General features: G+C 43.2%; 23 protein-coding genes. 21 read left to right on the top strand and 2 right to left on the bottom strand.

Features of this window, described 5'->3' with window-relative positions; translation table 11 throughout:
- Positions 1-145 precede the first annotated feature (145 nt).
- The 7 genes from P159_RS0105560 to P159_RS0105525 all read left to right on the top strand — a co-directional run bounded on the left by P159_RS0105560 (position 146) and on the right by P159_RS0105525 (position 8,178).
- The gene (locus tag P159_RS0105560) at positions 146-343 is read left to right on the top strand and encodes a hypothetical protein (RefSeq protein WP_029542236.1); all 198 of its coding nucleotides are present in this window, start codon (positions 146-148) and stop codon (positions 341-343) included.
- A gap of 101 nt (positions 344-444) precedes the next feature.
- Complete coding sequence (locus tag P159_RS20520; protein ID WP_029542233.1) at positions 445-1,977, top strand: hypothetical protein; 1,533 nt, start codon at positions 445-447, stop codon at positions 1,975-1,977.
- A gap of 28 nt (positions 1,978-2,005) precedes the next feature.
- The gene (locus P159_RS0105550) at positions 2,006-2,206 is read left to right on the top strand and encodes a hypothetical protein (RefSeq protein WP_029542231.1); all 201 of its coding nucleotides are present in this window, start codon (positions 2,006-2,008) and stop codon (positions 2,204-2,206) included.
- A 3-nt stretch (positions 2,207-2,209) separates the two neighbouring features.
- A complete protein-coding gene (locus P159_RS19180) occupies positions 2,210-4,210 on the top strand; it encodes a zincin-like metallopeptidase domain-containing protein (protein WP_051650158.1) in 2,001 nt (666 codons plus the stop codon).
- Positions 4,211-4,222: 12 nt separating this feature from the next.
- Complete coding sequence (locus tag P159_RS0105540; protein WP_029542228.1) at positions 4,223-5,893, top strand: hypothetical protein; 1,671 nt, start codon at positions 4,223-4,225, stop codon at positions 5,891-5,893.
- Between the two features lie 572 nt (positions 5,894-6,465).
- On the top strand, positions 6,466-7,758 hold the full coding sequence (locus P159_RS19175; RefSeq protein ID WP_185753626.1) for an HNH endonuclease: 1,293 nt from the start codon (positions 6,466-6,468) through the stop codon (positions 7,756-7,758).
- Between the two features lie 12 nt (positions 7,759-7,770).
- Positions 7,771-8,178 (top strand): SMI1/KNR4 family protein, encoded by a 408-nt coding sequence (locus P159_RS0105525; protein WP_029542226.1) that lies wholly within the window; start codon positions 7,771-7,773, stop codon positions 8,176-8,178.
- Positions 8,179-8,336: 158 nt separating this feature from the next.
- On the opposite strand, the gene P159_RS0105520 is transcribed toward P159_RS0105525, so the two are convergent.
- Positions 8,337-8,606, bottom strand: coding sequence for a hypothetical protein (locus tag P159_RS0105520; RefSeq protein ID WP_029542224.1), 270 nt, complete (start codon positions 8,604-8,606; stop codon positions 8,337-8,339).
- A 306-nt stretch (positions 8,607-8,912) separates the two neighbouring features.
- Between P159_RS0105520 and P159_RS0105515 the strand changes: the two genes are divergently transcribed.
- From P159_RS0105515 to P159_RS0105460, 12 genes are all read left to right on the top strand, one after another.
- Positions 8,913-9,242, top strand: coding sequence for a helix-turn-helix transcriptional regulator (locus P159_RS0105515; RefSeq protein WP_037376977.1), 330 nt, complete (start codon positions 8,913-8,915; stop codon positions 9,240-9,242).
- 106 nt (positions 9,243-9,348) lie between these two features.
- On the top strand, positions 9,349-9,798 hold the full coding sequence (locus P159_RS0105510; protein ID WP_029542220.1) for a hypothetical protein: 450 nt from the start codon (positions 9,349-9,351) through the stop codon (positions 9,796-9,798).
- A gap of 85 nt (positions 9,799-9,883) precedes the next feature.
- A complete protein-coding gene (locus P159_RS0105505; protein WP_029542218.1) occupies positions 9,884-10,378 on the top strand; it encodes a hypothetical protein in 495 nt (164 codons plus the stop codon).
- Between the two features lie 82 nt (positions 10,379-10,460).
- Positions 10,461-10,997: an Appr-1-p processing protein gene (locus tag P159_RS0105500; RefSeq protein WP_029542216.1), complete on the top strand. Its 537-nt coding sequence runs from the start codon at positions 10,461-10,463 to the stop codon at positions 10,995-10,997.
- A gap of 143 nt (positions 10,998-11,140) precedes the next feature.
- The gene (locus tag P159_RS19170; RefSeq protein ID WP_029542214.1) at positions 11,141-12,043 is read left to right on the top strand and encodes a tetratricopeptide repeat protein; all 903 of its coding nucleotides are present in this window, start codon (positions 11,141-11,143) and stop codon (positions 12,041-12,043) included.
- A 34-nt stretch (positions 12,044-12,077) separates the two neighbouring features.
- Positions 12,078-13,046: a cell division protein FtsZ gene (locus P159_RS0105490; RefSeq protein WP_051650156.1), complete on the top strand. Its 969-nt coding sequence runs from the start codon at positions 12,078-12,080 to the stop codon at positions 13,044-13,046.
- Positions 13,047-13,150: 104 nt separating this feature from the next.
- Complete coding sequence (locus tag P159_RS0105485; RefSeq protein WP_029542210.1) at positions 13,151-13,621, top strand: hypothetical protein; 471 nt, start codon at positions 13,151-13,153, stop codon at positions 13,619-13,621.
- A gap of 23 nt (positions 13,622-13,644) precedes the next feature.
- On the top strand, positions 13,645-14,271 hold the full coding sequence (locus P159_RS0105480) for a hypothetical protein (RefSeq protein ID WP_029542209.1): 627 nt from the start codon (positions 13,645-13,647) through the stop codon (positions 14,269-14,271).
- Between the two features lie 137 nt (positions 14,272-14,408).
- Positions 14,409-14,840 (top strand): hypothetical protein, encoded by a 432-nt coding sequence (locus P159_RS0105475; protein WP_185753625.1) that lies wholly within the window; start codon positions 14,409-14,411, stop codon positions 14,838-14,840.
- Between the two features lie 95 nt (positions 14,841-14,935).
- Complete coding sequence (locus P159_RS0105470; RefSeq protein WP_185753624.1) at positions 14,936-15,571, top strand: metallophosphoesterase; 636 nt, start codon at positions 14,936-14,938, stop codon at positions 15,569-15,571.
- Positions 15,572-15,700: 129 nt separating this feature from the next.
- The gene (locus tag P159_RS0105465; RefSeq protein ID WP_029542203.1) at positions 15,701-16,330 is read left to right on the top strand and encodes a hypothetical protein; all 630 of its coding nucleotides are present in this window, start codon (positions 15,701-15,703) and stop codon (positions 16,328-16,330) included.
- A gap of 445 nt (positions 16,331-16,775) precedes the next feature.
- Positions 16,776-18,149: a transposase gene (locus tag P159_RS0105460; RefSeq protein WP_029540897.1), complete on the top strand. Its 1,374-nt coding sequence runs from the start codon at positions 16,776-16,778 to the stop codon at positions 18,147-18,149.
- A gap of 215 nt (positions 18,150-18,364) precedes the next feature.
- Here the strand turns inward: P159_RS0105460 and P159_RS0105455 are convergent, their stop codons facing one another.
- Positions 18,365-19,000, bottom strand: a complete 636-nt coding sequence (locus tag P159_RS0105455) for a DUF1836 domain-containing protein (protein WP_029542201.1) — start codon at positions 18,998-19,000, stop codon at positions 18,365-18,367.
- A 327-nt stretch (positions 19,001-19,327) separates the two neighbouring features.
- Between P159_RS0105455 and P159_RS0105450 the strand changes: the two genes are divergently transcribed.
- A complete protein-coding gene (locus P159_RS0105450) occupies positions 19,328-19,570 on the top strand; it encodes a hypothetical protein (protein ID WP_029542199.1) in 243 nt (80 codons plus the stop codon).
- A 45-nt stretch (positions 19,571-19,615) separates the two neighbouring features.
- Positions 19,616-20,035, top strand: a complete 420-nt coding sequence (locus tag P159_RS0105445; RefSeq protein ID WP_185753623.1) for a helix-turn-helix domain-containing protein — start codon at positions 19,616-19,618, stop codon at positions 20,033-20,035.
- Positions 20,036-20,095: the final 60 nt, after the last annotated feature.

Raw genomic sequence — 20,095 nt, 5'->3', positions numbered from 1 at the left:
CAGATGAGGGCCGAACTTCAGAGAAGTTCGGCCCTCATTTTTTATGAGAAACTCCATAATTTAGAATAAATATGGATTCTTACTATATTTCGCTTGTAACCGCAGGTAATAAGCGGTTGAAGGCAGAAATATAGGAGGTCCCATTATGTCCATTTACAAACTTATTAGCTTTATCTCTACTATCGTAACATTAAAGGATATTGTCATCGCCTTTTTGTCATCAATCACCCCTTTGCAGATTATAATTTTGGTGATGTTTACAAAAGTATTGCTTACCTATCTGTTTGCAACGGGAAAAATCAAATTATGGACATCTGACGATATAAGGGGGTTAACAAGCTGAAAGACTGCCAAGATGGCAGTCTTTTTTTTCGTTGAGTAAAACATTGTATAGTTTTCCAACCCCTAACCAGATTTACAATACCCCCATAGGAGGCGATAAAGATGCTATATGTTGCAAGGGATGGTGCCGGGGGCATCACAGCCATCTGTGATAACCCGGTCACCGCTGAGAACCTGCGGGCACTCATTGACGATAATATCGAAGAAGTGTCCAATGCCGGAGCGGCTGCAGGGGATTATGTTTTCACCATTGATGCCGTGGATGGCTCCCACTACATTGTTACCAGTGAAGCAGAAGTAGTGGATTTCATCACTTCCACGCCGGGGCTGGGATTCAGGAAAGACAGTCAGTTCTATGGCTTGCCGAAGGAAGAGGCCAAGATAGCGATGCAGGCTTGGCTGGATGATGGCCACATGGCCAACGAACTCACGGAAGAAATAGACAATGCCGTGATAAGCGAGTACAGGACAAATTGCATATACTCCAAAGCCTCGCCTCTATTGGAGGGGCGAGATATTGACACCGCTTACAAGGAGATATTTGGTCGTGATTACCACGAGACAGCACCAAAGGAGGATGTCGCTATGAATGAGTATCAGAATGAAGAGCCGGAGCTGGATGAAGCGAACTTTGCCAGCTTGGTTGCCACCATGGAAGGGTATATGGAAGATGTGAAGGAATCTGCCCCGGTAGCGGCCTATGAGCAGATTGCTGCCCCTGCCGAGGAACTTAAACAGCATCTTGAAGACTGCCGGACTGCCGAAGAATGCTTCGGGCCGGAACCGGCTATTTGGGAGGGGTATCAGCCCAGGCATGAGGCAGTGTGCGACAGCTTGAACCATCTTTCCCGCACCTACCAGTCGGAAAATGCCTCAACGGAAGACAGAGCCGTGGCCTTAGACCACAGCACGGCGGCCTTGAAGAACGCCAACAACTATCTTGTGGAGCAGCTGACTGCCGTGGAACGGCGTAATCAGGATATGCTACGGGAAATGCAGGAACTCCGGCAGGAGCTGGCCGATATGCGTTCTTCCGTGCAGGGCTATTCCCCGGAGCAGTTTGCCCAGAGCATGGCGGTGGCCATCAAATTTTTGGAGGAAGCCAATATCATCTACAACCATGCCCAGCAGCCCGGACGGAACTATGGCAAGCTCTTCAAGCACACCCGCCGTACCGTTCACAAGGTATACCGGGATGTGATTGACACCCCCAAGCGTATCCGCAATGCTGCCAAGGACAAGGCCTACAGCGTAGTAGACAGCGGCATTCGCAAGATTGCCCGGGTCTTTGACAAAGGCCTCCAGAGTTTGCAGGAGAAAAAGGACAAGCTCATGGAAAAATCTGTGGCCATCAAGGAAAAGCGGGATGCCATCTACGGCAGGACGAGTGCCCCGGGCCAGAGCGAGAAACCGGCAGAGGAAAAGGCAGATAACCACCTCCTTGACCTGAACAGCCTCTTGAAGGACGAAAACCGGGACAAGGCAGTGAGCCAGCTGGTGGATTTTCTGGTGAAGGCTGGGAAGAAGGAAGAGGGCATCACAAATCTCTTGTCCGAGGTCAAGGTAAAAGCCATGGCCGAAATGAAGAAGCCGGAATACAAGGCCGTTCAGGCCGAGGCAGCTGCAGTAAGATAATTCATAGCACGAGAAGGGAGCAATTAAAATGAGCGACAGCATATACACCATGACCGAAGAGGAAATCAAGGCACAGGGCATCGCCGAGGAAGCAGAAGATGCCATAACCGATGAAAACTACGCCGAGGCCTCTGAAAAGAACATTTGGGACGGGGAGAAGATGGTCACGGAAGCCCAGTATACCCAGGACATTATGGCAGCATACCACGCCCAGCAGAAGGAGGACTGATCTATGGCAACCGAAAAGATGGATTACTATCAGGAAGTCACCAATGACATCATCAAGGCTATCGAAGAAGGAACCACCCCTTGGCAGCAGGGCTGGGATAGCAAGGTAGGGGCTGCCATTGCCGCCGTGCCCATGAATGGCAAGACTGAGAGGCCCTATTACAAAGATAATCTCCTTCGCCTTTCCATCGTGATGAAGAAGCATGGGGACAGCCAAGACCCCCGTTTCTTCACCTTTAAACAGGCCAAGGACATGGGTTACTCCATCAAGAAGGGAGCCAAGTCCACCCTCATCCGCATGGGATTCTATGCTGATAAAGACCTTGAGGGCAATGAACTGCCGGAGGATGAGAAGCATTGGACGAACAGGTACTACCGTGTCTTCCACGCCTCCGACTGCTGCCTTGGCATGACCTATGTGAAGGACGAGCAGGGAAATCAGGAATATGCCCCGGTCTATGACAAGGAGGGCAAGCCTGTATTGGTGCCGGGGAAGGACAAGGACGGCAATACCATTATGGAGCCGAAGATGGAGCCTGTCATCAAGTATGAGCCTATCCCGGAATATGTCCCCAAAGCCGTAGGCTACACCCATGATGACCAGATCGAGATTGCCGAGGCCATGCTGAAGAACTCCGGGGCTAAAATCTTCAATGACCAGGCCAACCGTGCTTATTACAGCCCCAGCCAGGATGAAATCCACCTGCCTAAGGCAGAAGCTTTCCCGGAGATAGCCAATTATTACGCCACTGCTCTCCATGAACTGGGGCACTGGACAGGCCATAGCAGCCGCTTGAACCGCTTTGGTGCGGGAAGTACTAACTTTGGTTCATCCACCTATGCCAAGGAAGAACTGCGGGCAGAGCTGGCCTCCACCTTCCTGTCTGCAGACCTGGGCATTCCCATGAACACCCAGAACCACGCTGCCTATGTGAAAAGCTGGCTGCAAGCCCTGAAGAACGACAAGACGGAAATCTTTAAAGCGGCCAACGATGCTTCCAAGATTGCCCGTTACCTTGAGGACTTTGTGCGGGATTTGATGAAAGAGAAATCGCAGCATAAAGATGTTGAGGAAACAAAGGAAGAAGTGAAGGCTGCCGAAGCAGAAAAAGCCCAGGTCACCAAAGAGAAGCCTGTGGTAGCGGAAACAGTCAAAGAAACACCTGCCCCGGAATCTCCCACTCCAGCCAAGGCAGCCGGCAAACTGTATGTGGCTATCCATCAGCTGAAAGAGGGGAGCGACTGGCATTTCTCCAGCTGGGAGGAAGCCAGCAAGACCCATTCTGCAAAGAATCCCTTAGACTTCAAGGCATACGAGCAGAAATGGCAGGAAACCTATGAAGCCAAAGGGGAGAATGTGTCTGCCATCCTTGAAAACATCTATACAGAGCATAATGCCGATGACCGTCCTTCCGGTCAGGTTATGTCCTCCCTGTCTATGAGCGATGTGGTTCAGATCAACGAGCGATATTTCTATGTGGACAGCATTGGCTTTCAGGAGTTGAATGTCAAGCCCTTCAAAGACAAGGAGCTTATGACCCCGATTTCCAATGAGAAAATAGAAAAGACCATTGCTGCAGACCGGGAGGCTATAGGAGCCGAGAAACATGATGACTACCAGAAGAGCTTCAATGAGGCCTATTATGCTGGATCTACAGTAAATGCCGCCGGTAGCGGAACAGTGGAGGAAGATTACCAGAAGTTCATCTTCGAAAACGCCCAGAAATACAGCCTCTCCAGCCTTCGCTCTGCGGATCAGGCTGGTTGGGAAAAGGCAGATGAGGCTTTTCTTATGGAAGTGGCTCACAAGAGCTGTAAACAGAAAGGCTATGTGGACAAGACTGACCTTGACCGAGCCACTATTACCCTGTTCAAGCTCAGCCCGCGCATGGCGGTGCTGGAAGGAGATAAGCAGGAATATCCCCGAAAACTTAAGGAGAATGTATTGTCTGGCAGCTTCTGCAAGGATTACCCGGCTCCGAAAGAGGAAGCCGTTGTGAGATAAGAGGAATCGCCCATGAGAACAATTGCAACAGATATAGACGTAGAACGCCCCAACGATGGTGAGCACTATACCGTTTACTACCGTCAGGGCGATTTGGCCGGAAATATGCTCGTACCCCAGGAAGCCATAGATATACCAGGCAAGAACTTTTTGAAGGCAGCCCAAGAATATGTGGATAGGCATGGGAAAGAGGTGCCAAGTCTCAAAGACTTGCCGAGACTGGAGGAGGCAGGCCCGGTTATCAGATGCTTGGTCAACAGATCCCTCAGTGACAATTCCGGCATGGTATCAGTAGACAGGAATCCAGATGAGGTAGAGGGCTTCCTGGCAGAATTGCAGGAGTATGACAGCAGCCTTAAAAGCTTTGCGGCTGCCATCATGAGCTTGGAAATGGATTTGAAAAAATACCCAGCTCTTCGGGACTGCATTGAATACTATAGCCCGGACGAGTACTGCCCCACTGGGGAGCCATTGATACTCAGCTATACCCATCTTGGCAGTTTCTTTGGCAAAAAGATTGATGTCATGACAGACAAGCTCATATATGTGGACACCTCGGACTTTACGGAATTTGACTTCAAGCATCTTTGCAAATATATGAAACAGGAGACCAGTTCTGAGCATGAATTCTTCGGTATGGTGCGGGCAGGGGATGTATGTATCTATATAGATCCCTGCTACAACTGGCAGGAAGATCGTCCTGACATCAAGTTCACCTGCTGCATTCCCTCTGACAAAGGGCCTAACTCAGCTTATGCCGAGCCTGTTAAAGGCTATCCCTACGAAGAATTCTATGATGATTTCGGTCTGAAGGAAGCTATAGAACTGGAAGTATGCACTGAGACAGAGAATTTTGGTATGTTTAAGCAGGAGTTGCAGTGCCAGCTTGAAATTTATGCCCAAGAACACATAGCGGACAATATCCCCCAGAAGGGGGTGGATGCCTTGCTGTCCAAGGAACGATTCTGGCAGTGCATGAGAGCCAAGGAAGAGTGGCCGAGCTATACTGTAATGCCATCGCCCACGGATTTTGTCCACAACAGTGCTGCAGACCGCTATGATGATGTGGAGATAATCCCACCTGGCTTCCACGATGAAACCGAACCTGGTACTGATACTTACCCGGTCATTGCTGACAACGATGATTTTCTCTATATCGAAGAGGATTCTTGGCATAAGGAATCTGCTGACATACACGCTAGATACCGCCTTGTCCTCAAAGATGCGGAAATGAGCTGTAAGGCTCTGGGAGACCTGGCCAGCAACTGCCCGGTGAATGGGGCACTAGCTTCCAGCAATCGCTTTGAAGAGGTTCACAAAAAAGCAAAGGAATTGTTGCCGAAGATGAAGGAGGCCAGAGAAAGGCTGGATGCCATGTACGAAACAGCCACGACCATCCGTACCGTTTCATCGAGCATATCCAACCAGTTCATGCAGGTCTACTGGAACGCCTACAACAGCCACAATATGACAAGTAAAGATGACCACGAAGCTGCTTGCTGTAAGGCTATCCGACACTGTTTGGACGTGGGGGCCACTCAGAGCCAGGTGCTTGAGCTGGTGGATGCTAAAGCTCCCATGGCCGTTTGGGAGAAGGATGGGCAGTACGCCATCAGGACGGTTGGGGAGGTGAACAGGGAAAGGGAGGCTGCCAAGGAGAGCAATACAGACAGAAGCAGATAGCAAAAGCCCCGGCATACATCATTTGGTGTATATCGGGGTTTTTCGCCGTTTTCAAAGTGTTAGTTATTTGGTGCACATATATATGCAATACTGAACGTAGATAAAGGATTCAACGAATTTGATGGCGAAATATGGCTTAAGACATATTGTAAGCTACTGAAATGAGATTAAACCATGAATATTACAGGGACGGATTGAAGAAGCTAAGCTTTTAGAAAGGTCATCGCAAGAGGCTGTGCTAAAACATCTTGGTACCACACACCGCTTACAACAATGTAGATTCTAAAAATAATCTACCTGAAATATATATCCATTAGTATCGGCGAAAAGAATATAGTAGATATAACTTTGGATACCGTGTACAATAGGGACTTTTCAAATTTTTTCTGAAGGTTGCCTGGCAGGCAACCTTGGCAATACCTAACTTTTATATAATAGGATATATAATGAATAAATCACACTTATTCTTTGGGATTGAAGAAGTGGATAATTATTATAACGATTTTCTTACAGCAAAGGATGCAATTGCGAAAAAATCAGAAATAATGTGAATGAAAGGTGTGTGGAAGACAATGCGAGTAATAGAGAGTATAGGTGTACTGATTGTTATTAGTATTATTGGGATGATATTATTTGGGATAGTAACAACAATATTTGATATTGCTATGTTGGTAAATGAAATGATAGGATATCTTTTCGATATGTTATTAAGTGCAGTAGGACATTTGATAGAAATAGCTCTACTAATCGTTGGAATACTATTTATAGTAGTTGGATTAAGTGGTGAAATGGAAGGTGGTGTCGCAGTAGCGAGTTGCATTCTTGGAATAGTTTTAATCGGATTATATGTTGCAGATTTATATGCAGCTATAGCAGAAATAATATTCCTATTAATTACCAGCTTTTTGATTATAGGGGTATTTGGACTAGCATTTGCTATAGGTGGAGATATGCCGTTACCAGCCAGGTTTGTCGCAGCTAGTACTATTACAGCTGTTTTTACATTTGTACTTGTTAAAATGGGACCTATATTGGCCTTTATTCCTATACTGAGTCCGGAAGTAATGGTTTTATCAAGGATAGAAAGTTCTGCGTTGGCAGTGGAAAGTAGATTGGTATCAAGTACAGAAAGGCGAATCCTCTCCAATGAAGGAAAAGTGATAACAAATGCTGTAGAATCAGTTACAGGCAAAGGTGGGAAAGTAACAAAATCAATATCATCTGAGGGGGCAAAAGCAGCAGAAAGCTTAATGGAAGAAGGTTCAAATGGAACTAAAGCGGCAGTTAAGGAAGGAGCAAAACTTGTAGATATATTTGATAATGGAACAGGACAAGCTGAAAAAATAGTAGAAAGAGGTGCTAAGTCATATAATAATGCCACAAGTGTCCCAAATAATGTAAAGAAAAACACAGGTTCTACCGCAGTGAATAAAAAATCTAATGTTGAGCATATAACTACTATACGTGAGGATTTGGTAAATCAGGTTCACCCTGACACTGGAGTGAAATATCTAAAACGTACTGTTGTAACTCCAAGTGGTATAAAGATAGAAGGGGTGTTTCCTGATTTTCCAAGTATATATGATACGGAAATTCCACTAGAAATGTATAATGCGACAGATGCTGTTCAATTTAATGCATGCAATAAGGCATTGCAGGAAGCTGTAAAAAGTAACCATGTTCTGCGTAGTAAATTCAATGCAAAACAATTGGAGCAAATTGCAAATGGAGACAGACCAAGCGGATATACTTGGCACCATAATGAAGAGTCTGGATTACTACAACTGGTTCCTACTGAAATACACAGCAAAACCCCTCATACTGGAGGAAGAAGTATCTGGGGCGGTGGAAGTGAATATAGATGAGGTGATGTTACCATGAAGTGGAAATATGTTGAGCCGCTAATAAATCCTAATGCAGTAGTTACATTTTTAGAAAAGGAGCATATAACTATTCCTCGAGATGTGATTGATTTTATAGTCTGTCATAATGGAGGTAGACCTGAAAAAAGTTTATTTGATACAGATAAAGGTAGAGAATATGTATTTGATGGTTTATTCTCATATAACGCTGATGATTCCGAATGTATATTTAAAATATATGAAGGAGAACTTAGAGACAATTTAAAAAAGGATGGGTTGTTCCCTATAGGCATGGATCCTGCAGGTGACATGATTTGTGTAAATTATGGTGACAATAATAAATTTGTTTTATATAGAATGGAAACAGGGAAAATAGAGTATATAGCTGAAAATGTTGGTGATTTAGAAAAAGAATTGTATTGACGTTTAAAATTCTTCATGCAGGTCAGTTGCAATAATATTTAAATCTAGTATTGCTAATGCAAAGGAGAGGCTGCCAGAGAGAGCAATACAGACAGAAGTAAATAGCGAAAACCCCGGCATACATCAATCTCGGTGTATGTCGGGGCTTTTCGCCGTCTTCATATCCTGTCTGCATCCAGCGTGATGAGGTATCGGCGATTATTGCCTTCCTCGTAGGCCTTATCCAGCTTCCACGCCAGAATCTTCCCCTGCCGTTTGAGTTCGCCTAGAACGCCCTCTTTCGTCCATGGCATGACAAGGGTGACCGTTACCTCCCCGGAGGGCAGCAGACAGCCATAGGTAGCAAGAAGCTCATCTTCGATAGCTCGGAGGGTATCTTGATATGACTTGCCTTCCTCTTGGATGGTTGTTTGAATTATTTTTTTCATGGGTAGAATTTACCGCATATACATGGATTTGTCAATGATTTGGATGAAAGATTGTTGTCGTAGGGCATCGCCGATCAATTGCCCATCGTCACTGCCATGGATGTTATTGCCAATGGTAGGATAAAATCTAGCCATGCTAAATGCTATGCTCATAAATATAAATTCATTTCGTATGTATTCTGAGTGATAATATGTTTTCTGCTATTGGACAGTAACGGTAATTATGGTGGATGTAAAGGATTCAGCACGGACTGTGGAGAATTATCAAGCAGATGAGTATGATAAGCAGCTAAAGTGGGGATAGATATGAACATCACTGGAGACAGATTGCGGAAGCTTAGGAAAGAGAAGGGCATGTCGCAGGAAGAAGTAGCCAATATCATATGTATTTCACGCACTGCTTACAACAAATATGAAAGTGGTGCTATAAAGCCCGTGAGAAAGCTCACGGAGCTGTCCCAGCTCTTTGGAGTGACTACCGACTACATATTGGGGCAAGATGAAGCACAGGCACCTGTTGCCCTGGGAAAAGATGAATTCTACCAGAAGTATATGGCTCTCAGTAGCATGGGGAAGAACATAGTAGATATAACCCTGAATGCCGTTTACGAAAAGGAGTTCTACAAAAAATTCTAAATAAAGGTTGCCTGTCAGGCAACCTTTTCCATCTATCACTCCTGTATACTGGCAACATAAACTATATTTCAGAGCCAGACCACTGATAACAACGGAGTTGAAGCATATGGCTAAAAAAAAGAGTTTGAGAAGTCCTCAAATCACAAAACTGGAACCTCTCCTATATAGCGAAGGGTTATCTGCTTCTGAATGGCGTAATTATGTTGATGTGCTATATACAAAACTTGAACTTCATGACTATGATTGGAATAATTATAAACTATCGGCGAAGATGTCAACCAAAGAGTACGGAGAACTAAAAATTGAGTTTACAGATTTAGGAATCGAACCTTGTTTTATGAAAGTTGAAAATGAAAATGTAATATACTCTTTCGAATTTATTTCGGCCATATTTCAGGAGCATATTGTCAGCTATATTCAAAAACACATTAAAAGCTGGGGAGAAACGTATACATTCAACGGGGCAGAAGAAGTGATAGACTTCTATAATGATGTTCTAAGTTCTCCATATACAGTAGAGGAAAGCAGACAGGTAATAAGACGAAGGAAATATTAGCTGCATATCAGGCTGGCATAATCGGCTTGGAAGACTATTTAGAGGGTAGATGATAACAAAACAAATTAAGCGGAGATGAGATAGTATGAGAAGAAGGAAATTTAGAAAGTATGCTCTCAAAGACAACACAGTGTTTGAGCCAATCGTATATAATAAATCATCATTTAATTTCAGAAATAAAATAGATGAATTTGCTACATCAGTTGTGCTCGATGATTATGACTGGATGAATTATAAGCTTATAGCATGGCTACCTACAAAAGCATATGGAGATATAGTAATCGAGTTTGAGTACAACGGCATGACTCCTTGTACTATGACTATAGATACAAAAAAGAAAAAATATATATTCAATTTCATTCGAGAATTGTTTCAAGAACATATCATTAAATTCCTTCAGAAACATATAGAGCATTGGAATGAAGAGTATGCGTTCAGTGGCAGTGAAGAAGCAGTAAAATTCTATAATGCCGTTATAACGCATCCTAAGACTGAATCGGAAGATATTGAGGTAATTACATTAGAAGAAGCCAAAAAGAGGATGGCAGCCAGGAGGTTAAAGGATAAAGCACAAGAATGATATAGCAGAAAAGAGCGTATGATGTAAGCCCGCTTTGGCGTATTGTCAGGCGGGTTTTCAGCCTGTCTGGGAGGGTGTAACCATGGTCAAAGAGAATTTAGATATTACCGCAAAAGTAGATGCCTATATAAAAAAGCACCTTCATCGAAGCAGTATAAAGATAAAGGATTTTTTTGAATCCATGGGGCCAATGTATTCCACAGGAGGCAGCCGTATAAGTGGTGCCAAGTGGGCATTGGATTTCCTGATGAAGAAATTAGAGCTTAGTTTTTCTGAGAAACTACTTCGCCTAATAGCAGAGAAAGGAAGGAAACCGGCAGATATATATACCAAAGCTGGTCTTACAAAATCCCATTTCTCTAAAATCAAAGGGGATGATGACTACCATCCGTCTAAAGAAACTGCATTAGCCTTTGCCATAGCTCTGCATCTGAATCTGGAAGAGACAACAGATCTGATAGGAAGAGCCGGATATACGCTGTCACACAGTAGCAAGAGCGACCTTATCGTGGAATATTTTATCAAAAACAGGATATATAGCATTGATGATCTCAACATACAGTTGGATTTGAGGGGCTTCAAACCACTAACAAACTGGCGTAAGTCAAAAACAGAATAAAAAAATTTGAAGGTTGCCTAGCAGGCAACCTTTTCTATTTCACTATTAGATATACTGAAATCATTACCAAGCATATACATGTTGAGGACAATGGCATACCCTCAGTTAATCGGTTGGCATTGATAGCTTAGGAGGATTAACTCATGGATAAGGACAAGCAAATTGATGAACTGTTGATTAAGGGAAAGGTTTCTCTGGACAACAGAGATTATGGTGTAGCCATGGAAGCTTATAAAACGGCTGCAGCAATGGGCAGTAGCGAAGCAATGGTATGCTTGGGAGAAATATACAATGAGGGATTTGCTTGCAAACGTGACCTTGAAATATCGTTAAAATACTTTAGAGAGGCGGCAAAATTAGGGAATGATAATGGTATGTACCGTTTAGGACGTGCATATTCCTATGGATATGCGGTAGAAATAGATGGCTATAAAGCACTTGATTGGTTTGAGAAAGCTGCTGAAAAAGGGAATATTAAGGCTATGCTGGAGGTAGGTAATTCGTATATATTACGTGATTTCAAGTGTCCAAAGGACACAGCATATATTGGTGTGGCATATGTAACAAGAGAATTTGACGTTGAAAAAGGATTGTATTGGTATAAATTGGCCGCAAAAAAAGCAAATGAAATTAAAGATATCACATTAGCGACAAAAGCATATCGGTTTATAATAAAACACATTCGTCATATTGACTTAGATGTTGATAATAAAGATTTAATATTGCTTCGAGATGAATGTTTTGATAACTACTGCAGTTCAGTAATAGCTTTAGCTGATTCATATTTAGGAATTGATAATGTAGATTTATCTGCTGAAAGAAATGCCAGAATCGGTTACAATCCTGAAGTAATAAAGGCGGTTCTTTTATACAGACAAATACTAAGGGATGTAAAAAACTTTATCGATAACAACCAGGAAGGGATAATATATTATCGCATAAGTAATCATTTAAACGATATCAGTGCTGTTATCAAAAATGATAAATTAAGAAAATTTTGCAGAGAGTGTCGTAAAAAGTATGTGGCGTACTCATTAGGAGTATAAAGATTAGCCTACCATGTATAAGGAGGATAATAATATGTTTGAGCTAGATGATTACGGCTTGGATACCTTGGCTTATATACAAGTCATTGGCATTGGCGATGATGGCTGCATTTCTTTGAATCGTTTTATAAATATGGGGATTAAAGGTGTGAAATTCATAGCTATAAATACGGATGCTAAAGGTCTTTCGAGGTCACTTGCTCCCACGAGATTACAGCTTGGAGAAAAGATTGATAGTGGATTTGCTTATGTGCAGTCTGCCAAGGAAAGTCATGATGATATTTTGGCGGCAATTGATAATTCAGATATGACATTTATCATAGCTGACTTAGGTGACAATACGGGTTCGGAAATTACACCAATGATAACCTCATTGGTAAAAGATACAAAAGCTTTGACTGTTGCCATTGTCAAATTTACAGGTACAGATGAAGACCCATTTCGGAAACGCAAAGTTAAAGAGAGGCTTTCAAAGCTTAAGGGATGTGCAGATGCAGTTATTGCCATAAATAGTGACCGAATTCTTTCAGTTAAAAAGGATAACGAAGATACTTCTAATCTTAGCTTAGAGATTGATAAGCTTATAGCTGAAGTGATTCAAAGCATAGAAAGTCTCCTTATAGAGCCAGAGCTTATTAACCTTGATTTTGCAGATGTGCAATTGATTTTAAGGAATGCAAGCACAGCAGCTGTAGGCATAGGTACTGGCACAGGGGAAAATGCATCAATGGAAGCAGTGACGGAGGCAGCTGCACTTACAATGTTTGATGAGAGTATCAAAGATGCCAAATCCATCATTATCAATATAACAGGTTCCGATAATAAACTAAGCATGTTTGAAATAAACGAAGCAATTGAGACAATTCATAAAATGACTACTGATAACGTCAACATAATTTGGGGTGCCGCTATAGATAACAGTCTCGGTGATACTGTAAAAGCAACTATAATAGCATCTGGTTTTGAGTCTACAGAGAAGATGAATCTTGTTCTATCGAAATGAACAAAAAATGGCTTTGAAAGTAAGAATTATACGAAGATAATGCTTTTAAAATTCTTGAGGTTAATAAGTAACCCTGCGAATAGTAAAGATTGGAGGAGATTGGTATGACATGGTGGAAAAATGGGCTTTTGTTGGCAGCAGGTGGCGTGGCCGGATTGGCATTGGCCGCTTGGCTGGAGTCTGAATGCAAGTCTAATGACTATGAGGAGGATTACGATGAAAGGCCTCGCATTAAAGCCCCCAAGACAGAGACAGACGGCATGGAGCTTCTGGTGGAGAAGGTACGCCGTGATGCTGAGTGGGCAATGGAAGAATGCACCACTGATGAGCAACGGGAAAAGGTATACGCTGAGGTAAGTGCCTCCATCAAGGAATTGCAAGCCACTCTGGAGAAGCGGGGAGAAGAAATCATTGCTGATCTGCGGGAGCAGGCACTGCCCGGCGGCAGCCTGGATGATTTAGATGAAAGCACTGGTGCCATCATCAACTTCAAAAGTTCCATGGAGGACTTAACCAAATCGCTGGATGAGACGCTGGCCTCCCTGAAGCCGAGTGTTGCTCCCACTGGAGTGTGATTTACAATGAGGTGTATATCATCATGAGTGTCGAAAAGAACAATCAGTCAGCAGAGAGCATACAGACAAGGGGAGAAGCGTTCCTAACCAATGTAGATGCTGACTACCATCAAAACTGGTCAGAGCCAAGTTGTATTACTGTGTTGTTTGTTCGTGATGAACTGGAACACAGCAAAAAGGACATCAATAGAGCCATTCGAGAGGCCGCAAAGCAGTATGAGACCCGTATGCGTGATGCCTATGCAGAGAATGTCCGACAACATCTGAATGAACTGGAAGACTTGCAAGAGGAATATGAGGCTATATTCAAAGAAGCTCAAAAGACTTATGTGGAGCCATCTCCAAGTTTCAGGAAGGTCAGGCAGGAGGTTATTGCCGCACACGATGATATCGTGGCCAATATTGGTGGGTTGGGCAGTCGGCTGGTAGACAAGGCAAGGTTCGATTCATTGGAAAAGGTGGATTGGTGGAATCCATTTGAAGAAACACATTACCTATTGGCCAACAACGAACTGCTTATGAACATGGCAGAATCATATTTCATTCATACAGCTATGTTGTACAATGGGGCAGACATTATGATTCCGTTGCGTTCATATCTCCGCAGCCTAAGAAAGAACGTCATGAAGATGTTGGCACAATCGGCATAAAAGCCCGTATAGATGGAGGGAGCCAAATGACTGACCAATTATTAAACATCCTGTTAAAAGGCCTCTTGGGACAGGGATTTTGTTCAGGCTCTTCCCGCCATCGACGGCGCGAACTTGTACGTGGTGATGTTCTATGTGTGAGAAATGGCCTCTTTAACCGCTATGGCATCTGGACAGGTGAGGCCATCATCCTATACGGCAAAAGCCCCGAAGGCACCAAACAGGTTCATAAGCGTTCTCTTAGAGATTTCTTGCAGGAAGCAGAAAGCTGCACTATCTGTGAGTTCCCTAAGACCTATGGACGTATGAGGAAATTCCAATTGCTCTCACCGATAAGCAGCTTTGTGATGCCACAACACAAACTATGGCGGTTGTTGGAACAAGCAGAAAAGGCCCGGCGTTATAAGCGGTATACCCATGAAGAGACAGCATACAGGGCAGAACAGGCACTAGGGAAGACTGGTTACACCAGCAGCGAACATTTTGCGGTGTGGTGCAAGACCGGCATTGCTGAATCCCATGAGCTGGAGGCCATGCGGGACTTTTGGGATAAGATCATAGTATACTAAATAACTTGAGATTAACGACAGCGTGTGTTTCTTTCACTATAATGAAGGAACAAAACGGAAGATGTCGAAGTAGTACTGGACAGGAGGGAATGACGGTGGAATATAGGCGTATACTAGCCGTAGGCGATGTCCATGGCCAATATGATAAATTGGTGTCGCTTTACTCTCAGCTGTACTTCAACCCAGAAGAAGACCTGCTGATATTCCTTGGGGATTACATACAAGGAGGAGACAAGCCCTGCGAAGTGCTGGATTGGCTCATGCAGCACCAACAACAGAACACTGTATTCCTGCGGGGAAATACAGACCAAGTGATATTAGATGCATACAGGCGTTCAGATGCTGGTTCTGTACTATGGATTTCCAGAGAGAAACGCTGGGAAATGGCACCTGTGTATCATGATTTCCTCGCAACCATGCCATTCAGCTATGAAGCAACGGTTGGGAACATGCGTTTCTTCTTCTGTCATGCAGGCGTCAATTCTGCGAGGTCTTTAGATGACCAGACCCCCAGAGACCTGCTTATTTACAATGAAGAGATAATAAAATCCAGTTATAACGGTGAGGCCGTGCTTGTGGTGGGGCATACCCAGATATGCAAACTGATTCCTGGAAGATACACGCCGTTGATCAGAGGAAAGGTAATCATGATGGATACATCTGCCAAAAAGACTGAAGGCAAACTTTCTTGTATGGACGTTCTTACAGGGAATATATGGCAGAGCAATTAGTCTGGACTAGATAGAGAATATTATTCAGAAAGATTGGAGCCAGACATCGAAAGTTATGACACATAGATATGCGTGCACGTATATTGGGTAATTGGGTAGAAGAGATAATCTCATAGGAGGCATGATACTATGAATTTAAAGGAAGCCTTTCAGGCACAGAACAAAATAGGTGAGCTTTTGGACTACATAGGCCATTATCTATCTGGTATAGACAATGTGATGACTGTCATGGAAAAACACCTCCGCAGCAAAGCCTTGGCCGGGCAGCAGGATGAAAGCGTAGATGTCAGCCGCAAATCCGAAGAAATGTTTGAGGTAGGGAAGCTAATAGATATATGGCAGCAACTGATGCATGAGAAAGAACAGCTTGGTCTGGCCATCGGCAAGGCCAAGGCTGGTATGTCCTTCAACCTTGATGCTGCAGTGGATGCAAACAAGAGCCGCCGGTCATTCCTCATGACTATGCAGCTGCTTGCCAACCGCAAGAGTTCCCACGTATTGCAGAAGGGCGAAGGCCGGGGCTACGTCTTCAACAATGACGGCAACCAGACCACCTACTGCTACGATATTGACCGTATCATGACCATAGACTACGACAGGAACAAGGTACGAGCAATGGTAAAGGAACTGACACGTGAGTCTGATGAGGTATCCATCAAGATAGACGAAGCTCTTTTGCACACCCAGGTAGATTATGAGCCGAAGTTCGATTTGGCAGGGGAAGAAAGCTTTATCATTGAGGAATTGATGGAGAAATAATTACGAGCGGCATCAGCCGCTTGAGCAGGGACAGGCATCGAGGGGAATTCGGTTCAGGTGTGGATGAACTATGAGCCCACACATAAAATAGAATGGTTCAGAGCCATGCATATGATAAATAAGGCATAGAGACACAAGTCTCATTTTTCTACGCCAGTACGTATCATGCAACCGTGCTATCGCCATTCATCCTACGATAAGTCTGTAGTTCGATAAGACGCAATTTGCGGCAAGGCCGAAAGCTCCGCAGGAACGCCTCGTATCTACGATTCGCCACTTTCTTAATTCCCTCATAGGGAGAAATTAATTATACCACTCAAACTTCGCAGTTGTGAAACTGCCAAATTATTCGACTTGTACCATTTCCTAAAAAAATAGCATAAGCTCTCTCCGTTTTGTATAATGAAAGTGACAGCAATCATAACATAAACGGAGGGCTTATGCCATGAACATTGTATCACAGAATCATATCTTTGGTGAACAACTTTCTTCAAAAATATCTTGTTTCCTGGAAGAATTCCATGTTGGCAAGATACTCAAGGCCTGCAATGCCTATAAGGTTCGCGGTTTCTCTGTAAGCAATGTGTTTAAGGTTGCGTTCGAGAATGCCTTTCGCAACAAGTCCTTTTATCAGCAGGAAAAGATGGATTCATCTGTTATTCCCTTTGCTAAAGATACCTTTTACCGTTTCATGAATTCCAGTTGTGTCAACTGGCGCAAATTCACTCTGCAGCTTGGTAAATCCATCATTCAAAAAATTGTACCTCTTACCAATGAAAACCGGCGCAACGTGCTTATCATCGATGACTCCTTGTTAAGCAGGGCACGTTCCAAGAATGTGGAGCTGCTTGCCAAGGTGTTTGACCACGTCGAGCACAAGTATACGCGGGGGTTCCGCATGCTGACTCTCGGCTGGAGTGATGGGAATTCGTTTCTGCCACTCAGCCACTGTCTGCTTTCATCTGCCAATCGTGTCAATCGGCTGCAGGAGTCTTCGGATAAGATCGACTCGCGTAGCAACGGCGGGAAACAGCGCAAGCTGGCACAGACTAAGGCTACCGTTGTTATGCAGAAGCTCTTGGCTGAGGCAAAATCTATGGAGATTCCAGCCCGCTACGTTCTTTTTGACACCTGGTTCTGTTCACCGTCTTCCCTTGTTCAAGTCAAGGAACTCGGCTTCGATGCCATTGCTATGGTAAAAAAGTCTGAAAACAGTCATTTCCTTCATGACGAACGCATGAAGAGTGTAATGGCAATCTTTCGCCAGTCTAAAAAGCGTCCTGGTTGCTCAAAGTATCTGCTTTCAGTAGAGGCGGCGGTGGTAAAGGAAGGAAAAACTCTGCCAGTCAAACTCGTTTTCGTTAGGAACAGAAGCAACCCCAAGGACTATCTAATCTTGGTATCCACAGATACCTGTTTGTCTGAGGAAGACATCATCCAGACTTATGGAAAGCGCTGGAATATCGAGGTTTTCTTCAAGATATGCAAGTCATTCCTGAAACTTGGGAAAGAAAGCCACGCTCTGTCTTATGATGCAATGACATCACATGTATCCGTTGTATTTGCAAGGTATATGATGTTGTCACTAGAGCAGCGCCGGAATGTCGATAAACGGAGCATAGGTGAGCTATTCTATCTCGCTTATGACGAATTGCAGGATCTGCGTTATCTCGATGCCTTGGTGTTGCTCTTGAAAGAACTTATTGCTACGGTAAAGGGAAAGACGTTTTTTATGGAAAAGGAACTGGACATGATGCTCGATTTGTTCTTGGAAAATCTGCCGAATTTATGGAACAAGTGTTTGAAACGCTGTGCATGAGGCAGACTTTCTAGGAGTCATGGCTCTACACCGCACATAGGTGCTGGCCTGTTTCTCTTGTGCGAAGTTTGAGTTATACCAAACGCCTTGGCTTTGGCTTAGGCGTGAGGCAATTGAAGGAACTTTGGTGGCTGTCTCTGCTCAAACGGCTGGTGATACAAAGAAAGAAGCAAGAAATCCCGGTGTTTCGAATGATACGAAACACCGGGATTTCTTTAATTTTTGCGTTGTGTGATAGATGGAAGATTATCAATAATGCTTTCAGCCAGTCTCTTAGCAATATTTGCTTCGGCTACTAACATCATAACAATCAAGAAGGCTTCTGCAAGGTCTTGGTTTTTTTCATCACTGATCTTGCTGGTTTTTTCCTTGATAATGCTGAATTTTTTATCAAAGTCAGTGGCTGCGTTTTTATACTCATCATCTTTGAGCTTCAAAAAGGTTGTATATATGTCTTCCAAGGAGATGATATTATCATCAACCTCTATTCCGCTCATGTTTTTGAGTACGGGTTCAAACAAAGTCTTTATATCCTTCATTGTTAGAATATTCTTTAATTGGTTGATGATAAGCAGAAGCAATATATGTTCGCGATTATACTTTTTTTTATCAGGAGGATTTAGTACACCGTTTTTGGTGTAGTTGTTAATCATCGCCTTGGTAAAGACATCGGACTGATTGTCAGTAGTGTCTGCCCGCTTAGCCCCCCCTGCTTTTTTGTTGAGGAATTCAGTAAGTTGTTCCATGTAAAATTGCATATCCGGGATTTCACTGATCTCAACATCAGCCCTATCCAGCTTTCTTACACTATCCTCGATAAATGCTTTGTCAATTTCTACTATTTGCGACATCATTATCCCTCCCTAATGTATAGAGCTGTAGCATCGTTTATCTTTAACTATATTATATAATATTTCAAACTACATTACAAGATAAAAATAATAGCATTAAAGATTAAATCGAACGATAAAACATAATATAATACGAAAAACGAAGAACCAATAAGATAATTTAGCTACACTGCCATATTTAGGCATCTTTATCAGAAAATAATCTATATTCTGTATTGAATGTCATAACGCTATATCATATAATATACTTAACGAAAAGACGTAGTAAGAAATACTACGAACTAGATTAAAAAAGAATTGATGTCAAATTTCATGGAGGTTTTTATCATGAAGGATAAGATTCAAATTTCCAAGCTCAACAACAAACTTCATTTCTATCTCGTATCATCCAAAGGACGTTTCTACCTGTTCACCCAAAGGTTTAGCAAGGGAGTTTACCATTTCTTCATCAAAGGGCGATCGGAATCGGAAATCCTCTCTTTCAAACATTGGTCACGTAACCCCCGGCTCGACAAGACAATAGAAAAGCTTCCGATTTATATCACATATGTCAGGAAGGAATTTGCATGAGTGATATTTATAATGTCTATCCGTACGATTTATGAGCATTATAGTATGGAGGCGGTAATCATGGCTCACCCAAGCAAAATTCAGCAGACTCTAAATACCATCGTTAAAACGTTGGAATTGACATTTTCGGGAAAACTGATGCAGCTAATTGCTCAAAAGGGGATTAAGCCTGCCGAAGTCTACACTAAAGCTGGCATAACCAAGGCTCACTTCTCCAAGATAAAAAAGAAGAATGACTACCGTCCCCGTAAGGAAACTGCTCTGGCACTAGCTTTAGCCTTGAAGCTCACCATTGATGAAACAAATGATTTGTTATATCGTGCCGGGTACATCCTTTCTCGGAGCATAGCAGAGGATATGATTATAGCCAGCTATATCAAGGATGGAAAACATGATGTTGATGAAATCAACATTATACTATACACAAATGGAGCGAAACCTTTGACTAACCGGCTTAGTGCGTGAGGATGAAATTTTCCCAAAGGTTGCCTGACAGGCAACCTTTGGGATAGCAATAGGGCATAT

The organism is Selenomonas sp. AB3002, assembly GCF_000702545.1.
GTDB lineage: Bacteria > Bacillota > Negativicutes > Selenomonadales > Selenomonadaceae > Selenomonas_B > Selenomonas_B ruminantium_A.
The sequence above is the reverse complement of the archived record's forward strand: the minus strand, read 5'-3'. Positions and strand labels throughout refer to the sequence as shown.